Raw genomic sequence first — 16,231 nt, forward strand, 5'->3', positions numbered from 1 at the left:
TACGCCGCGCCCACCGGCCGTCGCCGCCACCCCCGTAGGCTCGATGGTGTGACGACGACCGAGCGTGACGCCGAGGACGGAGCGGACCTCCGCGACGCCGCCGCGGACGACGCCGACGCCGCTCTGGCCGCCCTCGCCGCCCAGCTGGAGGCGTCGGTCGCCGAGCTGTCCTCGGCCCGTGAACGGGTGGCCGAGCTGCAGGAGCTGCGGTCTCAGGGGTTGAGCTGGCGGGCGATCGTCCCGCGCGAGGCACGGCCGCTGATCGTGGAGACCCTCACCCGCACCCTCGACGGCCTGGGCGCCGTCGGTGGCCGGTTCCGCCGCGAGGAGGCCGTCGCGCTGCACGGCGAGGGCGAGACGATCGCCGGGATCGGCAGGCTGTTCGGGGTCAGCCGCCAGCGCGTGTCGGCCTACCTGCAGGAACACCAGCAGCTCCTCGAACGGTGTGCGGACCGCCAGGACCGGCCGGAAGCCTGACCCCGGGTCAGCCCTGGTCGTTCCTGCGGTGCCGCGCCTGCCGCTGGGCGGGCACTCGCGGCGCCACCGGCACCACGGGGGAGCGGCGGGCCGCCGGGATCAGCGCGGTGCGGTCGAGCGCGTCGGGCTGTTCCGGCACCGACGGCGGCGCGGCGCGCAGCTGCAGCCGGGCCAGCTCGCGGACGTCGGTGAGCCGGGCCGCCAGCGCGGTCACCACCGGCGCCAGCGCGACGACCAGACGCTCGCCGAGCGGGTCGTCGGGCCCGCCGCGGGCGAACAGCTGCAGGACGCCCGCGGTGCGCCCGGCGACCGGGACCGGCACCGACAGCGAGCGGACCAGGCCGCAGTCGGCCGCGGCGGCGGCCAGCTCGGGCGGTCCGGACCGGGTCAGGTCCGGGGTGGTCAGCGTGCGGTCGCCGCGCTCGGCGGCGGGGCCCGGCCCGGCGTCGGCCCGGCGCTGCAGCTCACCCAGGCGCAGCGCGGCGGTGTCGGAGCCGAACACCCGCCGGGCCTCGGGGTCGCGGGGGTCGGCGGGCTCGCGCAGCAGCAGCGCCGCACCCCCGACCCGGGCGGCGGGCACCAGCGCGACACAGATCCCGGACAGCATCGCGGCGATGTCGGCGTGCGCCACGGAGGTGGCGCCGGCCTGCAACGCGACCCGCACCAGGGCGGGGGCCGGGTCGGGCGTCGGCCGCCCGGTCGTGCCGGAGGTCCAGAGCGAGGCCGCCATCTCGTCCCTTCCGCGTCAGCTCCCGCGAGCGGGGTTCGTGACACAGCGTCGCGGGTGTGGTGGCGAGGATAACGATCGTGGTCCGCGCCGCGGACGGCGGCTCGCCCGGCCGTCCCGACGATCACCGCAGGTGATCGGATCGGACGGCCACGGTGACTGCGGGTGTCCGGCCGGTCCGGTGTGGCGGACGTCGTCCCGGCAGGACCCGGCGGACCGCGTAGGGTTCACGGTCGTACCGCGGGAGCCCGCGCACCGAGGCTGAGAGGGCGGCAGGACCGGCCGCCGACCGTTCGAACCTGATCCGGGTCACACCGGCGTAGGGAGGCCGCCCCGTGCTGTCACGTGCTCTCCGTCCACTCGCCGTCGCGCTGGCGCTCGCGCTGGCCCTGTCCGGCTGCGCCGCGGAGGACGGCTCCGGCGGCTCCGCCGGGGGCGGGCCGATCCGCGTCGCGCTGGACTGGACGCCGAACACCAACCACATCGGGCTGTTCGCCGCCCAGCAGGCGGGCTACTTCCGCGACGCCGGCCTCGACGTCGAGTTCCTGCCCTACAACCAGACCTCGCCGGACACCCTGGTCGGTTCCGGCGCCGCGGACTTCGGCGTGGGCTTCCAGGACTCCTTCACGTTCTCGAAGGCCGCGGGCGCCGACATCACCTCGGTGATGGCGATCCTGCAGCACTGGGCGACCGAGATCGCGGTGCGCTCCGACCGCACCGACATCCGGCGCCCGCGCGACCTCGACGGCAAGATCTACGCCGGATTCGGCGGGCCCGGTGAGAACCAGAAGATGCAGGCCGTGATCCGGGCCGACGGCGGGCGCGGCGACTTCCGCACCGAGGTCCTGTCCACCGCGGCCTACGAGGCGCTCTACTCCGGCCAGGCCGACTTCACCGAGCCGTTCGTCAACGTCGAGGGCATCGAGGCGCAGCTGCGGGGCGAGCCGATCCGCACCTTCCGTTACACCGACTACGGCTTCCCGGACTCCTACAACGTGCTGCTGCTGGGCAACTCGACCTGGCTGCGCGACCACCCCGACCGGGCCCGTGCGTTCGTGCAGGCCGTCCAGAAGGGCTACGCGCTGGCCGCGCAGGATCCGGCGACCGCGGCCCGGATGCTGAAGGAGGCCAACCCCGGCGCGTTCACCTCCGACGCGCTGGTCGACCGGGGCGCACAGATGCTCAGCGAGCGTTTCCTGCGCGACACGCAGGGCCGCGTCGGGTTCCAGACCCCGCAGCAGTGGGCCGGGTTCTCCGGGTTCCTCTACGACACGGGCACCGTCGCGGGGCCGGACGGCGCCCCGGTGCGGCAGAAGCCGGACTTCTCGACCTGGTTCACCAACGACTACCTGGCACCGTGATCCGCCGGCTGTGGCCGGCCGCGGCGCTGGTCACCGTCCTGCTGGTCGCCTGGCAGGTCGCGGTCACCGTCGACGGCGCCCGCCCCCAGGTGCTGCCCTCGCCGCTGCGGGTGGTCGAGCAGGGCTGGGCGTTCCGGGCCGAGCTGTGGGCGAACACGCTGCCGACGGTCCAGGTGACGCTGATCGGGTTCACCGTCTCGATGGTGCTGGCCTGGGCGGCCGCGGTCGCGGTGGACTTCTCGCCGTGGCTGCGCCGGGCGCTGACCCCGCTGCTGGTGGCCTCGCAGACGCTGCCGGTGGTCGCGATCGCCCCGCTGCTCATCATCTGGTTCGGGTTCGGCCTGCTGCCGAAGGTGCTGGTCATCGCGCTGGTGACGTTCTTCCCGGTGGCGGTCGGGCTGATCGAGGGCTTCGCCGCGACCGACCGGTCCGCGACCGCGCTGCTGCGGTCGATGGGGGCCTCGCGCTGGCAGCGGTTCCGCTACGTGCGGCTGCCCGGGGCGCTGCCGTCGTTCTTCACGGCGCTGCGGATCGCGATCACCTACGCCGTCACCGGGGCGATCTTCGCCGAGTACGTCGGCGCCCGGGCCGGCCTGGGGATCTTCATGCAGCTGCAGAAGAACCAGTTCCGCACCGACCTGGTGCTCGCGGCCGTCGGCGTGACCGCGGTGCTGTCGGTGACGCTGTTCGCGCTGACCTTCCTGCTGCAGCGCCTGGTCACGCCCTGGTACGTGGCCGACCACGACGGACACGGTGCGCGGTGAAGGTCGTGGTGAGTGACCTGTCGGTCTCCTACGGCTACCTGCCGGTGCTGTCCGGGGTGAACCTGGACGTCGCGCCGGGGGAGTTCGTGACGCTCGTCGGGCCGTCGGGGTGCGGCAAGTCGACGCTGTTCGGGGCCCTGGCGGGCATCCTCGACGGGGCGACGGTGACCGGCGGGATCGAGGTCGACGGCGGCCCGGTGCGCGGCGCCCCGTTCGGCCTGATGCCCCAGCAGGACCTGCTGTTCCCGTGGCGCACCGTGCTCGACAACACCACCCTCGGGCTGGAGGTCGCCGGCGTGGGGCGCCGCGAGGCCCGCGAGCGTGCCCGCGCGCTGTTCGAGCCGTTCGGGCTGGCCGGCTTCGAGGACGTCCGCCCGGGTGCGCTGTCGGGCGGCATGCGCCAGCGCGCGGCGCTCCTGCGCACCGTCGTCGGGGGGCGCGAGGTGCTGCTGCTCGACGAGCCGTTCGGTGCGCTGGACGCGCTCACCCGGACCGCGATGCAGGACTGGCTGGAGTCGGTGCGCGCCCGCTACGGCTGGACGACGGTCCTGATCACCCACGACGTGCGGGAGGCGGCCCTGCTGTCGGACCGGGTGCTGGTCTTCTCGCCGCGCCCGGCGACCGTGGTGCGGGAGGTCGTCGTCGACGCCGGGCGGCCGCGCAGCCGTACCGACCCGACCCTGGCCGCGGTCGAGGCGGACCTGCTGGAGACCCTGCGCGGCTGAGGGGGATCGACCCCGGGGGCGGGGACCGGTGGTCGCCGCCCGCCACGGCGTTCCGGTGCCGTTGCGGCCGTCCGGATCGTGCCGCAGGGCAACAAAGTCGATGTTCGTGACCGGATCGTGATGACGAAAGGGGAACTCTCTCGATTCAGAAGGCTGTCGCGGACCCTGTTCCGCCCAATACGTTGGCGCTCGCAACATTCACCCGTTCGTGATCATGCGAGCGGTCCACAACGTGGTGGAGGGAGACCCCGATGGGGGCACGGAACACGGGGCGCGGTCCCCGGCTGCGTCGGGCGGTCGCGGCGGCGGGTCTCGGCCTGCTGCTGGCCGTCGCGGGCTGCGGACAGAACAGCGCGGGCGGCGGCGGGGAGTCCGCGGGCGGCTCCGGCGACTCCGGCGGCGGGGTGAAGGTCGGGGTGATCCTCCCCGAGACCGACTCCTCGGCACGCTGGGAGGGCTTCGACAAGCCCATGCTGGACAAGGCGCTGCGCGCCGAGGGCATGGACCCCGACATCCAGAACGCCCAGGGCGACGAGCAGAAGTTCTCCACCCTGGCCGACGGGATGATCTCCAGCGGCGTCAAGGTCATGATCATCGCATCGATCAGCAGCGACGGCGGGACCGCCGTCGCCCAGAAGGCCAAGGCCCAGGGCATCCCGGTCATCGACTACGACCGGCTCAACCTCGGCGGCGTCAGCGACTACTACGTCTCCTTCGACAACGAGAAGGTCGGCGCCCTGCAGGGCGAGGGCCTGGTCCAGGGCATCGGCGACAAGCCGGGCGCCCAGGTCATCGAGATCGAGGGCGCGCCGACCGACAACAACGCGACCCTGTTCTACAACGGCCAGCAGACCGTGCTGAAGCCCAAGTACGAGTCCGGGGCGCTGAAGCTGGTGCAGAGCCAGAAGATCGACAAGTGGGACAACCAGGTCGGCGGCACCACCTTCGAGCAGATCCTCACCGGTAACGGCGGCAAGGTCGACGGCGTCGTCGCCGCCAACGACGGCCTCGCCGGCGCCATCGTCACGGTGCTGGCCAAGTACGGCCTGAACGGCAAGGTCGTGGTCACCGGCCAGGACGCCACCGCCGACGGGCTCGCCGCGATCCTGCGCGGGGACCAGTACATGACGGTGTTCAAGCCGATCGAGCAGGAGGCCGAGGCCGCCGCGAAGCTCGCCGGTGCCCTGGCCAAGGGCGACACCGCGGCCGCCGACGGCGTCGCCACCCAGACGGTCGAGGACCCGAAGGGCGACCGCGACGTCAAGTCGGTGCTGCTCGAGCCGCAGCTCATCACCAAGGACTCGGTCAAGAAGGTCACCGACGCCGGCTACGTCAAGGCTTCGGAGATCTGCAACGCCGAGACCCAGGCCGCCTGCGGCCAGCTCGGCATCAAGTAGGACCCGCAGCCGGACCGGGCCGCGGCGGAGACCCCGCCGCGGCCCGGCCGACGCCCACGTGGAAGGTGCCCGAAAGTGGCCGACCCCATCCTCTCCCTGCGCGGTGTGTCGAAGAGCTTCGGCGCCGTGCAGGTCCTGCACGACGTCGACCTGACCGTGCGCGCCGGCGAGGTCACCGCGCTCGTCGGCGACAACGGCGCGGGTAAGTCCACCCTGGTCAAGTGCGTCGCGGGTATCCACCCGATCGACTCCGGCGAGGTCCTGTTCGAAGGGGCGCCGGTGACCGTCGCCGGGCCGTCGGACGCCTCCCGGCTCGGCATCGAGGTCGTCTACCAGGACCTCGCGCTGGCCGACAACCTCGACATCGTCCAGAACATGTTCCTCGGTCGCGAGCGCGGCCGCTCCTGGATGCTCGACGAGGGCTCGATGGAGCAGGCCGCGCGCGACACCCTCGCGTCGCTCTCGGTCCGCACCGTCACCTCGGTCCGGACCCCGGTCGCGTCGCTGTCCGGCGGGCAGCGCCAGACCGTCGCCATCGCCAAGGCGGTGCTCTGGGACTCGCGCGTCGTGCTGCTCGACGAGCCGACCGCGGCGCTCGGCGTCGCCCAGACCCGCCAGGTGCTCGACCTCGTGCGACGCCTGGCCGAGCAGGGCCTCGGCGTCGTGCTCATCAGCCACAACATGGCCGACGTGTTCGAGGTGTCCGACCGGATCGCCTGCCTCTACCTCGGCCGGATGGTCGCGCAGGTCCCGACCCGCGAGGTCACCCACTCCGACGTCGTCCAGCTCATCACCGCGGGCCGCTCCGGCGAGCTCGGGCTGCCGCGGCCCGAGCAGGCGGTGACCTGATGGCCCCCCACCCCGATCCGTCCGGCCCCGCCGGCCCGGGAGGAGACACCGTGACCGAACGGACGCCCGCGCCCGAGCAGGAGCAGAGCGCGGCCCGCCGGGCGAACCCCGGTAACCGGGCCGCCGACTTCGGCATCGACACCACCGCCCGCACCACCCGCGAGGCGATCACGACGTACTTGCGCGGCCTGCGTGGCGGTGACCTGGGCTCGCTGCCGGCGCTGCTCGGCCTGGCCGCGCTGTTCGTGCTGTTCAGCGTGCTGGACTCGGGCGGCACCTTCCCGAGCCTGCTCAACCTGGCGAACCTGCTCCAGCAGGGCGCCGGCCCGACCATCATCGCGATGGGTCTGGTGTTCGTGCTGCTCACCGGGGAGATCGACCTGGCCGCCGGTACGGCGTCCGGGCTGGCGGCGGCATTGATGGCACTGCACCTGATGAGCGACGGCAACGTGCTCGGCGCCACCGGCACCACCGTGTTCGTGCTCCTCGTGGCGGTGATGCTGGCCGGTGCCGTGCTCGCCGCGCTGGTCCGGGTGTGGGCCGGGTCGGTGATCAGCCTGCTCACCGCGGTCGTGCTCGTGATCGGGGTCCCGGCGAACGCGTTCACCGTGATGGGGCTCGCCGTCGGCGTCGGGGTGGTGATCGGCTGCCTCACCGGGTTCCTCGTGGCCCGGATCGGGATGCCGTCGTTCGTCGTGACGCTGGCGTTGTTCATCACGTGGCAGGGCGTGATCCTGCAGCTCATCGGCGACGGCGGCACCATCGCGCTGCGCGACCCCTTGATCAACGCCGTGGCGAACGGCAATCTCTCGGTCACGGCGTCCTGGGTGCTGTTCGTGGTCGTCGCCGGCGGCTACGCGGCCGTCCAGGTGGTGCGCCTGCGGACCCGGCGCCGCGGCGGACTGGTCGCGCCGCCGACGGGGCTGGTCGCACTCAAGATCGGAGCGGTGGTGGTGCTCGGCGGGCTGGTGACGTTCGCACTCGTGCAGGACCGCTCGCCCGGCGTCATCGCGATCGCCGGGATCCCCTACGTCGTCCCGGTGGTGCTGGTGCTGCTCGTCGCGGGCACCTGGGTGCTCGACCGGACCCGGTTCGGCCGGCACGTCTACGCCGTCGGCGGCAACCGGGAGGCCGCGCGCCGGGCCGGGATCGACGTCGCCCGCATCCGGGCGTCGGTGTTCGTCATCTCCACCGCCTTCGCCGCGATCGGCGCGATCGTCTACTCGTCGAAGATCGGGTCGGTGAACCCGGCGGCCGGTGGCGGCAACACCCTGTTGTTCGCGGTCGGCGCCGCGGTCATCGGGGGCACGTCGCTGTTCGGCGGCCGCGGCCGCATCAGCAACGCCGTCATCGGCGGCACGGTGCTCGCCACGGTGCAGAACGGTCTGGGCCTGCTCAAGCAGCCCGCCGCCGTCGTGTTCGTGGTGACCGGCCTGGTGCTGCTGCTCGCGGCCGGTGTCGACGTGGCGTCACGGCGCCGGGCGGCGGCCAGCGGCCGGTGACATGACCCAGCCCGGATCGGGGACCCGGCCCGACGACGCGCGCCGGCACAACCGGGCCGTCCTATTGCGCCGGCTGCACGTCGAGGGTCCCTGCACCCGCGCGACGCTGGCCGGCGAGCTCGGCCTCAACCGCAGCACGATCAAGGCGGTGGTGGACGGGCTCGCCGAGGCGGGCGTCGTCACCGAGGCCGTCCCGGCCCAGCGCTCCGGGGCCGGGCGGCCGTCGCTGCTGGTGCTGCCCGACCCGCAGGCGGCGGTGGTGCTCGCCGTCGACATCCGGGTCGAGCAGGTCGCGCTGGCGATGGTCGGCATCGGCGGCCAGATCCTGGGCCGGCACAGCTGGAACCTGCACCGCACCACCCGGCTGCCCGGCGAGGTGATCACCCACCTCGCCGAGTCCGCCGCCCTGCTGCGCGACGAGCTGGGCGTCGCCGAGCAGGCGGTCGGGGTCTCGGTGCCCGGCGTCGTGCGGCGCTCCGACGGCTTCGTGCACGAGGCGCCCAACCTCGGCTGGCGCGACGTCGAGCTGGGGGCCCGGCTCGCCGCCGTCCTCGCCCGGCCGGTGCAGGTCGCCAACGACGCGGAGGCCGGCGCACTCGCCGAGCACCTGCGCGGGATCGGCCGGGACGTCGCCGACATGGTCTACCTCTCGGCCGACGTCGGCGTCGGCGGCGGCGTGGTGTCCGGCGGGCAGCCGCTGCGCGGCACCGGCGGCTACGTCGGCGAGCTCGGTCACCTCATGGTCCGCCCGGACGGGCGGGAGTGCTTCTGCGGCTCGCACGGCTGCTGGGAGACCGAGGTGGGCGAGCCCGCGCTGTGCCGCGCGCTCGGCCTGCCCGAGGACACCCCGCGCGGGGTGCTCGTCGCGGAGCTGCGCGACCTGGCCGTCGTGCCGGGCCGGGCCGACCGGCTGCTGGAGGGTTACGCCGGGTGGATGACCGCCGGGCTGGTGACAGTGGTGAACATGCTGGCCCCCGAGCTCGTCGTGCTGGGCGACCTGTTTGGCGCGCTGCCGCCCTCGGTGGTCGAGCGGATCGGGTCCGAGCTGCGCCGGCGCAGCCTGGTGAGCCGGGCCGCGGGCGGGACCCGGCTCGCGGTCTCTCCGCTCGGCCGCGACGGCGCGCTGGTCGGCGCGGCCGAGATCGCGTTCGAGCCGGTGCTGGCGGCGGTCTGACGGAGAGCGGGCCGGACGGCACCGCTCCCGGCGTCCCGGCGGGCTCAGGCCAGGTGGCCGGCCAGCTCGGGCAGCGCGCCGACGGTGAAGGTCGGTGGGCTGAGGTACCCGGGCCAGGTGTCGCCGTGGCGGTCCAGCCAGGCCGTCGCCATTCCGGCCCGGGCGGCGCCGTGGAGGTCCCACGGGTGCACCGCGACCATCACCGACTCGGCCGCGTCGACCCCGCAGGTCCGCAGCGCATACGCGTAGGAGGCGGGAGCCGGCTTCCAGATCCCGGCGTCCTCCACCGACAGCACCGCGTCGAACTGCTCGCGCAGGCCGTGGTCGCCGAGCAGCCGCTCGGCCACCGACGCGGCGCCGTTCGACAGCGTCACCAGCCGCAGCCCCGCGGACCGCAGTGCCGCGACCCCGCCGTGGACGTCGTCGTGCACCGGCAGCTCCAGGAACCCGTCGACGACGTGCCGCGCGCCCGCGTCGGGGTCGGCGACCCCGTGCCGGCGCAGCAGCCCGGCCGCGGTCGCCCTCGCCAGCTCGGCGAAGGGCGTCAGCTCCCCACCGGCGGCCTGCGCCATGCCCTCGCGCAGGGTCGCGGCGAACCACAGCGGCCCGAGCCCCTCCGGAGCGCCCAGCGCGGCGAACCGGGCCCCCATCGGGGTCAGGTCCGACAGGGTCTCGTTGACGTCGAACACCACGGTCGTGATCGCCATCCCCCTACCCTCACAGGTGTGAGCGCTCCCCGCACGGTGCTGGTCCTCGGAGGAACGACCGAGGGCCGGGCCGCGGCCGCCGCGCTGGCAGGCCGGGACGATGTCCGGGTCGTGTCGTCCCTGGCCGGGGCGGTGCGCAGCCCGGCCCTGCCCGACGGCGAGGTCCGCATCGGTGGGTTCGGCGGTGCCGAGGGGCTGGCCGCGCACCTGCGCGCCGAGCGGGTCGCGGCGGTGCTCGACGCCACCCATCCGTTCGCCTCGACGATGACCGCGAACGCGGCCGCCGCCTGCGCGGGGACGGGGGTGCCGCTGGTCGTGCTGCGCCGGCCGGGCTGGTCGCCCGCGCCGGGGGACCGGTGGCACCGGGTCGCCTCGGTCGCCGCCGCCGCGGCCGCGCTGCCCGGCCTGCTCCCCGGCCCGGCCGGGCGGGTCCTGCTGACGACCGGCCGCGGGGGACTGGCGCACTTCGCGGCTGTCGACGCGGCGTTCTGGATCCGTGCGGTCGACCCGCCCGACGGCCCGCTGCCCGCCCGGCACGAGCTGCTGCTCGACCGGGGCCCGTTCGCCCTCGACGGCGAGCGCGCCCTGTTCGAGGCCGTGGTCCCGCACGTGCTGGTCACCAAGGACTCCGGCGGTGCGGCGACCGCGCCGAAGCTCACCGCGGCCCGGGAGCGCGGGGTGCCGGTCCTCGTCGTCGACCGGCCGCCGCTGCCCGGCGGGGTCGCGGTGGAGCCCACGGTGGACGCGGCGCTGGCCCGGCTGCTCGGGGACTGATCACCAGGGGACCGGTCGCCCGTCCGGCGGACGACGGTGCGCGTCGCCAGTCGGGAGGGCACAGCCGGCTCCACCGGGAGGGCCGAGCGGTCCGCGGCCGGGTCTCAGGGCAGACCGACGAGGATCCCGCCCGGCTCGGGAGCCGCGGCCAGCGCCCCGGCGAGCGCGTCCAGCCCGGTCCGCCGGGTGACCAGCCGGCCCGGGTCGAGCCGCCCGTCGGCGACGAGTGCCATCAGCTCCGGGTAGTCCGCTGCGGCCATCCCGTGGCTGCCGGTGACGGTCAGCTCGTGCGCGATCATCAGCGGCACCGGCACCACCGGCTCCCGGGTGAGCAGACCGACCTGCACGAGCGTTCCCTGCCTGCGCAGCGACCGGACCCCGAGGTCCAGGGCGTCCGCGCGGCCCGCGGCCTCCACCGCGAGGCGGGCGCCGCCCTCGCCGACGGCCTCGCGCACCGCGTCCGGGCCGTCCGCGGTGTCCACCGCCGCGACCGCGCCCAGCCCGACCGCCCGGTCCCGCGCCGCGGGCGAGGGGTCCGCGACGACCGCCTCGGCGCCCAGCGCCGACGCGATCAGCACCGCGGCCAGCCCGACCCCGCCCGCTCCGAGCACGAGGACCCGCTCCCCGGAGGTCAGTCCGCCGCGCCCGACGAGCGCCCGGTGTGCGGTGGCGACCCGGCAGCCGAGCAGTGCGGCGCCGGCGGCGTCGGCGTCGTCGGGGACCGGCACCAGGTTGTGGTCGGCGTGGTGCAGCGCGACGAGCTCGGCGAAGGACCCGTCGTGGGTGAACCCGGGTTGCTGCTGGTGCGGGCAGACCTGCGCGCGGCCCGCCCGGCAGTCCGGGCAGACACCGCAGCCGCAGACGAACGGCGTCGTGACCCGGTCACCGGCCCGGAACCGGGTGACCCCGGCGCCGGTCGCGACCACGCGCCCGACCAGTTCGTGGCCGGGCACGTGGGGGAGCGTCACGTCATCGTCGTGCCCGGCCCAGGCGAACCGGTCGCTGGCGCACAGCCCGGTCGCCTCCACCCGCACGACCACCCCACCCACGGGCGGGGTGGGGTCCGGCAGGTCCACGACCTCGGGCGGTGCGCCGAACGCGGTGATCCGTACTGCTCGCATGGGGCGATCCTCCCAGGCCGATAGGCTCGCCATCCGAGGGAAAGGGAGGTGCGGTGTGTACGCCGCGATCCTGTTCGACATGGACGGCACGCTGGTCGGGTCCGACGCCGCGGTCGCCCGCTCCTGGGCCGCCTGGGCGCGCGAGTACGGCGTCGCCGGGGCCGACCTGGTCCGCGTCGCGCACGGGGTGCCCAGCGACGGCACGATCCGGCTGCTGCGCCCGGACCTGTCCGGCGCGGCACTCGACGCCGCCGCGGCCCGCCAGCTGGAGCTGCAGTACGACGACCTCGACGACGTCGACGCGCTGCCCGGGGCACACGCCCTGCTCGCCGCCCTCGACGCGGCGCGGGTCCCGTGGGCCGTCGTGACCAGCGCCGACCGGCGGCTCGCCGCCGCCCGCCTCGGCGCCGCCGGGATCGTCGCGCCGGTGCTCGTCGCCCGCGACGACGTGCGGCACGGCAAGCCGGACCCGGAGGGCTACCGCGCCGCCGCGGCCGCGCTCGGGGTGGACCCGGCCGCCTGCCTGGTCGTGGAGGACGCCGAGGCCGGGCTCGCCGCGGCCGGGCCGCCGGCGCGGCGACCGCGGCGCTGCGGGGCCTCGACGGGGACCTGCGGCCCGCCGGCCTGACCGGGCTGACGGCCCTGCTGGGGCTCGCCGCCGCGGTCAGACCGGGCGGGTCATGACGACCAGCCCCGGGCCGGGGTCGCCGTCGGCGACGAACCCGGTACGGACGTAGAAGGCGATCGCCCGGGCGTTGCCCGGCTCCACCTTCAGCGACAGGGTGGCCGAGCCGAGTTCGCGCGCGGCCGCGACGACGGCGTCGACGAGCGCGTCGGCCAGCCCGGTCCCGCGCGCGTCGGGATGGACCCACATGCCGTAGAGCTGCCCGTCGCCGTCGTCACCGGTCCGCCAGCAGGCGGTGCCGACCGGCCGGTCGCCGTCGAAGGCGCCGAAACGGACGTGCTCGGCCAGGACCGCCCGCCAGGCGGCCGGTTCCATGGCCGCCTGCTCGCGGTAGAAGTCGCTGTCCTCACCGAAGCCGTCCCGTACCGAGGCGAGCCGGGCTGCGCGGGCCGGCTCCCAGTCGTCGGGCCCGAAGCGCCGCACCTGCAGTTGCACGGCGTGACGCTAGCGCGGAACCGGCATCCGTCAGGATGTCGACAACCGGCGGATGTGGTCAGTCGGTCGTCGTGCCGCCGGGGCCGTAGTGCCGGGGCGTGAACACGACGGTCGCGCCGCCGCGCTCGACCGACCGGGTCGTCGACGAGCCGACCACCACCAGGGTGCGCATGTCGACCTGCTCCGGGTCCAGCTCGCCCAGCGTGGTGACGACGATCCGCTGCCCGGCGCCGCCGACGTCGCGGCCCAGCACCACCGGGGTCTCCGGTGCACGGTGCTCCAGCAGCACGTCACGGGCCGCGCCGACCTGCCACGGCCGGGCCTTCGAGCGCGGGTTGTAGATCGCGATCGCCAGGTCCGCCGCGGCCACGGCACGCAGCCGGTCCGCGACCACGTCCCACGGTTTGAGCCGGTCGGACAACGAGATCAGGGCGTGGTCGTGCCCCAGCGGGGCACCGACGGCGGCCGCCACGGCCTGCGCCGCGGACATGCCGGGCAGCACCCGGACCGGGACGTCGTGGTACTTCGGCTCCGCCGCCACCTCCAGCACCGCGGTCGCCATCGCGAACACCCCCGGGTCCCCGGCGGAGACGACCGCGACCCGCCGCCCCGAGGCGGCCAGGTCCAGCGCGTGCGCCGCCCGCTCGGACTCGACCTTGTTGTCCGAGGCGTGCCGGGTCTGACGCGGGTTCGGCGGCACCCGGTCCAGGTAGGGGCCGTAGCCGACGAGGTCGTCCACCTCCGACAGGGCGCGGGCGACCTGCGGGGTCAGCCAGTCCCGCCCGGCGGGACCGGTCCCGACCACGACGACCTCACCCGGCCCGCGCACCGACCGCTCCTCGGCCGCCGCGCCTCCGGGCTCCGCGACGGACCCGACGGCCTCCTCGGGCACCGAGGCGGCGACCTCACCGGGGACCAGGGCGATCGCGAAGTAGGGCACGTCCGAGGGATCCACGTCGGACAGCGAGCCGGTCCGCTGGCCCTCCATCGTGGCCCGCTCGACGTAGCGGGCCCGGTCGAGCACGCCGGCGTCGGCCATCGCCCCGCGGACCGTGGTGAAGGTGCGCCCGAGCTTCATCACCGCCGCCGAGTCGGTGCCCGCGAGCCGCCTTGCGAGCTCCTCGCGGGGCAGCGTGCCCGGCAGCACGGTGAGCACCTCGTCGCGCTCCACCAGCGGCTGCCCGATCGCCGCGGCGGCGCCGCTGATCGAGGTGACGCCCGGGACGACCTCGGTCGGGTAGCGCCCGGCCAGCCGCTTGTGCATGTGCATGTAGGAGCCGTAGAAGAGCGGGTCGCCCTCGGCGAGCAGCACGACGTCGCGGCCCGCGTCGAGGTGCGCGGCGAGCCGGGCGGCGGCCTCGGTGTAGAACGCGTCGATCGCACCCTGGTAGCCGCCGGGGTGGTCGGTGGCCTCGGTGGTGACCGGGTAGACCAGCGCCTCCTCGATCGCGGTGCCCGACAGGTGCGGTTCGGCGATCCGGCGCGCGATTGAGCGGCCGTGCCGGGCCGAGTGGTAGGCGATCACGTCGGCGTCGCGGACGAGCCGGGCGGCCTTGATCGTGGTCAGCTCGGGGTCGCCCGGACCGAGGCCGACGCCGTAGAGGGTGCCTGTCACGCTGTGCTGCTGCGCGGCACTCGCACGCTCGTTCACGCGATGATCTCCTGCTCGTGGGCCAGCGCGTTCAGCGCCGCCGCGGTGATCGCCGACCCGCCACGACGGCCGTGGACGACGAGGTGCTCCAGGTCGGTCCGCTCGGCGAGGGCGGCCTTGGACTCGGCGGCGCCGATGAACCCCACCGGGATGCCGATGACCGCGGCCGGGCGGGGTGCGTCGCCGCGGTCGATGAGGTCCAGCACGTGGAACAGCGCGGTCGGGGCGTTCCCGATCGCGAGCACCGCGCCCTCGAAGCGGTCGGCGAGCAGCTCCAGCGCGGCCGCGGACCGGGTGTTGCCGATCCGCCGCGCGTGGTCGGGCACCCGGGCGTCGCGCAGCAGGCAGAGCACCTCGTTGTCCGCGGGCAGCCGGGCGGCGGTCACCCCGGAGGCGACCATCATCGCGTCGCACAGGATCGGGGCACCGGCCCGCAGCGCGGCGCGTGCGGCCGCGACGACGCCGTCGGAGGCGGCGATGTCGTCGACGAGGTCGACCTGGCCGCAGGCATGGATCATGCGGACGGCGATGTCGTCGACGCCGGGCGGGAGCCCGGAGAGGTCGGTCTCCGCGCGGATCGTCGCGAACGAGCGGCGGTAGATCTCGTTGCCGTCGGTGATGTAGTCGTACCCGCTCAGCGGAGCTCCTCGGTCGTGATCGTGTGTCCGTCGATGACGTAGGTGCCCGGCCCGATGGCCACGGCGTCGCGGTGCGCGGTGTGCGGGGCGCCGCAGCGGCGGGCGCAGCCGACGACGTGCAGCATGTCCGGCCCCGCGCCCGTCCGCGGGCCGCCCCGGCCGATCAGGTCGAGAGCATGGGCACGCACGTCGGCCAGCGACTTCGCGCAGCCCGGCGATCCGGCGCAGGCGCTCACCCGCAGCGCGGGGTGCCCGGGGTCGACGACGAGTCCCGCCCCGGCCAGCCGGTCGGCGGCACCGGCTGCCGGGGTGGGCAGCACGAGGGTGCGCCACGGGGTGACCAGCAGCCCCGGGGCCTCACCGGCCAGCACGTCGAGCTGCGCGGCCGAGAGCTGCCCGAGCAGGGGCGCGACGCCCAGTGCTCCGCCGTCGGACACGCCGACGAGCACGTTCCCGCCCTCCGCGCGGCGGGAACGTGCTGATCGACCACCGGTGTCGCCCGCGGACCGGGCTCCGGGTCCCGGCGCGGGCATCGTCCTGCGGCCGGAGAGCCGGGCCGGGATCCCGGTCGCGGCCCCGGGCAGCTCCGCGGCGCGCCAGGCCCGCGCGGCCGGGTCGGCGCTGTGGGCGGCCCGCAGGTCGAGGAACGCCGCGGCCGCGTCGAGCAGCAGCACGGGGGCCTCGGCGGGGGGACAGGAGAGGCCGGTCGCGGCGCCCGCCACGACCAGCTCGCCCTCGTCGGAGCCCCGCGCCCGCCAGCACAGGTCGGGACGCTCGGCGGCGACGTCGCCGCGGCCGTCGTCGAGGGCGAACAGGAACCGGCCGGGCAGCGCCGACAGCGTGGGGCGCGCGCACAGGCCGCGGTCGAGCGCGGTGGCCAGGCCGCGGACGTCGGCGAGGCCGCCGTCGATCCCCGACAGCGGGGAGGCCAGCACGTTGCGGACCCGCTCGTGGGTCGTCGACGGCAGCAGCCCGGCCGCCGTCAGCCGCTCCACCGGGCGTGGGTCGGCCGGGTCGAGGCCGCGCAGCTGCAGGTTCCCGCGCGAGGTCAGGTGGACGGCGCCGTCGCCGGCGTCGCGGGCCAGCGCCGCGACCGCACGCAGCGCCGCCGCGCTGACCGTCCCGCCGGGAAGCCGGACCCGCGCCAGGGCCCCGTCCGCCGCCGCGTGCGGCGAGACGACGCCGGGGCAGGCGTCGGCGCGGGTACGGGTGGTCGGCGACGGCACGCCGGACACTGTAGGCAT

The 16,231-nt window shown here is 75.5% G+C and carries 17 protein-coding genes; 10 read left to right on the forward strand and 7 right to left on the reverse strand.

The window, feature by feature from the left end; translation table 11 throughout:
• Positions 1-48 precede the first annotated feature (48 nt).
• Positions 49-477 carry a helix-turn-helix domain-containing protein gene (locus tag ATL51_RS27115; protein ID WP_073577041.1) on the forward strand — a complete coding sequence of 143 codons (429 nt, stop codon included), beginning with the start codon at positions 49-51 and terminating at the stop codon, positions 475-477.
• Between the two features lie 7 nt (positions 478-484).
• Here the strand turns inward: ATL51_RS27115 and ATL51_RS27120 are convergent, their stop codons facing one another.
• Positions 485-1,207 carry a hypothetical protein gene (locus ATL51_RS27120; protein WP_100880332.1) on the reverse strand — a complete coding sequence of 241 codons (723 nt, stop codon included), beginning with the start codon at positions 1,205-1,207 and terminating at the stop codon, positions 485-487.
• A gap of 332 nt (positions 1,208-1,539) precedes the next feature.
• Between ATL51_RS27120 and ATL51_RS27125 the strand changes: the two genes are divergently transcribed.
• From ATL51_RS27125 to ATL51_RS27155, 7 genes are all read left to right on the forward strand, one after another.
• On the forward strand, positions 1,540-2,565 hold the full coding sequence (locus tag ATL51_RS27125; RefSeq protein ID WP_100880333.1) for an ABC transporter substrate-binding protein: 1,026 nt from the start codon (positions 1,540-1,542) through the stop codon (positions 2,563-2,565).
• Complete coding sequence (locus ATL51_RS27130) at positions 2,562-3,329, forward strand: ABC transporter permease (protein ID WP_208623080.1); 768 nt, start codon at positions 2,562-2,564, stop codon at positions 3,327-3,329. Before ATL51_RS27125 ends, ATL51_RS27130 begins: the two co-directional genes overlap by 4 nt.
• An 8-nt stretch (positions 3,330-3,337) precedes the next feature.
• A complete protein-coding gene (locus ATL51_RS27135; RefSeq protein ID WP_301549215.1) occupies positions 3,338-4,054 on the forward strand; it encodes an ABC transporter ATP-binding protein in 717 nt (238 codons plus the stop codon).
• 251 nt (positions 4,055-4,305) lie between these two features.
• Positions 4,306-5,451 (forward strand): sugar ABC transporter substrate-binding protein, encoded by a 1,146-nt coding sequence (locus tag ATL51_RS27140; RefSeq protein WP_100880335.1) that lies wholly within the window; start codon positions 4,306-4,308, stop codon positions 5,449-5,451.
• Positions 5,452-5,526: 75 nt separating this feature from the next.
• The gene (locus ATL51_RS27145) at positions 5,527-6,300 is read left to right on the forward strand and encodes an ATP-binding cassette domain-containing protein (RefSeq protein WP_100880336.1); all 774 of its coding nucleotides are present in this window, start codon (positions 5,527-5,529) and stop codon (positions 6,298-6,300) included.
• Positions 6,300-7,802, forward strand: a complete 1,503-nt coding sequence (locus tag ATL51_RS27150) for a sugar ABC transporter permease (protein WP_208623081.1) — start codon at positions 6,300-6,302, stop codon at positions 7,800-7,802. Before ATL51_RS27145 ends, ATL51_RS27150 begins: the two co-directional genes overlap by 1 nt.
• A 1-nt stretch (position 7,803) precedes the next feature.
• Positions 7,804-8,976, forward strand: a complete 1,173-nt coding sequence (locus tag ATL51_RS27155) for an ROK family protein (RefSeq protein WP_062404671.1) — start codon at positions 7,804-7,806, stop codon at positions 8,974-8,976.
• A gap of 44 nt (positions 8,977-9,020) precedes the next feature.
• Here ATL51_RS27155 and ATL51_RS27160 read toward each other — a convergent pair whose 3' ends face one another.
• Positions 9,021-9,683 carry a haloacid dehalogenase type II gene (locus tag ATL51_RS27160; RefSeq protein WP_100880338.1) on the reverse strand — a complete coding sequence of 221 codons (663 nt, stop codon included), beginning with the start codon at positions 9,681-9,683 and terminating at the stop codon, positions 9,021-9,023.
• Between the two features lie 18 nt (positions 9,684-9,701).
• Here ATL51_RS27160 and ATL51_RS27165 point away from each other — a divergent pair, with 18 nt between their 5' ends.
• Positions 9,702-10,457, forward strand: coding sequence for a cobalt-precorrin-6A reductase (locus ATL51_RS27165; protein WP_100880339.1), 756 nt, complete (start codon positions 9,702-9,704; stop codon positions 10,455-10,457).
• 104 nt (positions 10,458-10,561) lie between these two features.
• On the opposite strand, the gene ATL51_RS27170 is transcribed toward ATL51_RS27165, so the two are convergent.
• Positions 10,562-11,578 carry an alcohol dehydrogenase catalytic domain-containing protein gene (locus tag ATL51_RS27170; protein WP_100880340.1) on the reverse strand — a complete coding sequence of 339 codons (1,017 nt, stop codon included), beginning with the start codon at positions 11,576-11,578 and terminating at the stop codon, positions 10,562-10,564.
• 55 nt (positions 11,579-11,633) lie between these two features.
• Here ATL51_RS27170 and ATL51_RS27175 point away from each other — a divergent pair, with 55 nt between their 5' ends.
• Complete coding sequence (locus ATL51_RS27175; RefSeq protein ID WP_208623082.1) at positions 11,634-12,206, forward strand: HAD-IA family hydrolase; 573 nt, start codon at positions 11,634-11,636, stop codon at positions 12,204-12,206.
• A gap of 36 nt (positions 12,207-12,242) precedes the next feature.
• Here ATL51_RS27175 and ATL51_RS27180 read toward each other — a convergent pair whose 3' ends face one another.
• From ATL51_RS27180 to ATL51_RS27195, 4 genes are read right to left on the reverse strand one after another with little or no spacing between them, the layout of a single operon-like run.
• Positions 12,243-12,698 carry a GNAT family N-acetyltransferase gene (locus tag ATL51_RS27180; protein WP_100880341.1) on the reverse strand — a complete coding sequence of 152 codons (456 nt, stop codon included), beginning with the start codon at positions 12,696-12,698 and terminating at the stop codon, positions 12,243-12,245.
• Between the two features lie 58 nt (positions 12,699-12,756).
• Complete coding sequence (locus ATL51_RS27185) at positions 12,757-14,313, reverse strand: precorrin-2 C(20)-methyltransferase (protein ID WP_100880970.1); 1,557 nt, start codon at positions 14,311-14,313, stop codon at positions 12,757-12,759.
• Between the two features lie 32 nt (positions 14,314-14,345).
• The gene (locus tag ATL51_RS27190) at positions 14,346-14,987 is read right to left on the reverse strand and encodes a precorrin-8X methylmutase (RefSeq protein ID WP_073577137.1); all 642 of its coding nucleotides are present in this window, start codon (positions 14,985-14,987) and stop codon (positions 14,346-14,348) included.
• Positions 14,984-16,213, reverse strand: a complete 1,230-nt coding sequence (locus ATL51_RS27195; RefSeq protein WP_100880971.1) for a precorrin-3B synthase — start codon at positions 16,211-16,213, stop codon at positions 14,984-14,986. The genes ATL51_RS27190 and ATL51_RS27195 overlap by 4 nt, the downstream gene beginning before the upstream one ends.
• Between the last annotated feature and the right edge of the window lie 18 nt (positions 16,214-16,231).

Origin of the sequence: Pseudonocardia alni (assembly GCF_002813375.1) — a bacterium.
GTDB lineage: Bacteria > Actinomycetota > Actinomycetes > Mycobacteriales > Pseudonocardiaceae > Pseudonocardia > Pseudonocardia alni.

Bases quoted from the DNA above. Each gene is read 5' to 3' on its own strand.
- ATL51_RS27140 (WP_100880335.1), top strand. From the start codon at position 4,306: ATGGGGGCACGGAACACGGGGCGCGGTCCCCGGCTGCGTCGGGCGGTC.
- ATL51_RS27120 (WP_100880332.1), bottom strand. From the start codon at position 1,207: ATGGCGGCCTCGCTCTGGACCTCCGGCACGACCGGGCGGCCGACGCCC.
- ATL51_RS27155 (WP_062404671.1), top strand. From the start codon at position 7,804: ATGACCCAGCCCGGATCGGGGACCCGGCCCGACGACGCGCGCCGGCAC.
- ATL51_RS27150 (WP_208623081.1), top strand. From the start codon at position 6,300: ATGGCCCCCCACCCCGATCCGTCCGGCCCCGCCGGCCCGGGAGGAGAC.
- ATL51_RS27160 (WP_100880338.1), bottom strand. From the start codon at position 9,683: ATGGCGATCACGACCGTGGTGTTCGACGTCAACGAGACCCTGTCGGAC.
- ATL51_RS27170 (WP_100880340.1), bottom strand. From the start codon at position 11,578: ATGCGAGCAGTACGGATCACCGCGTTCGGCGCACCGCCCGAGGTCGTG.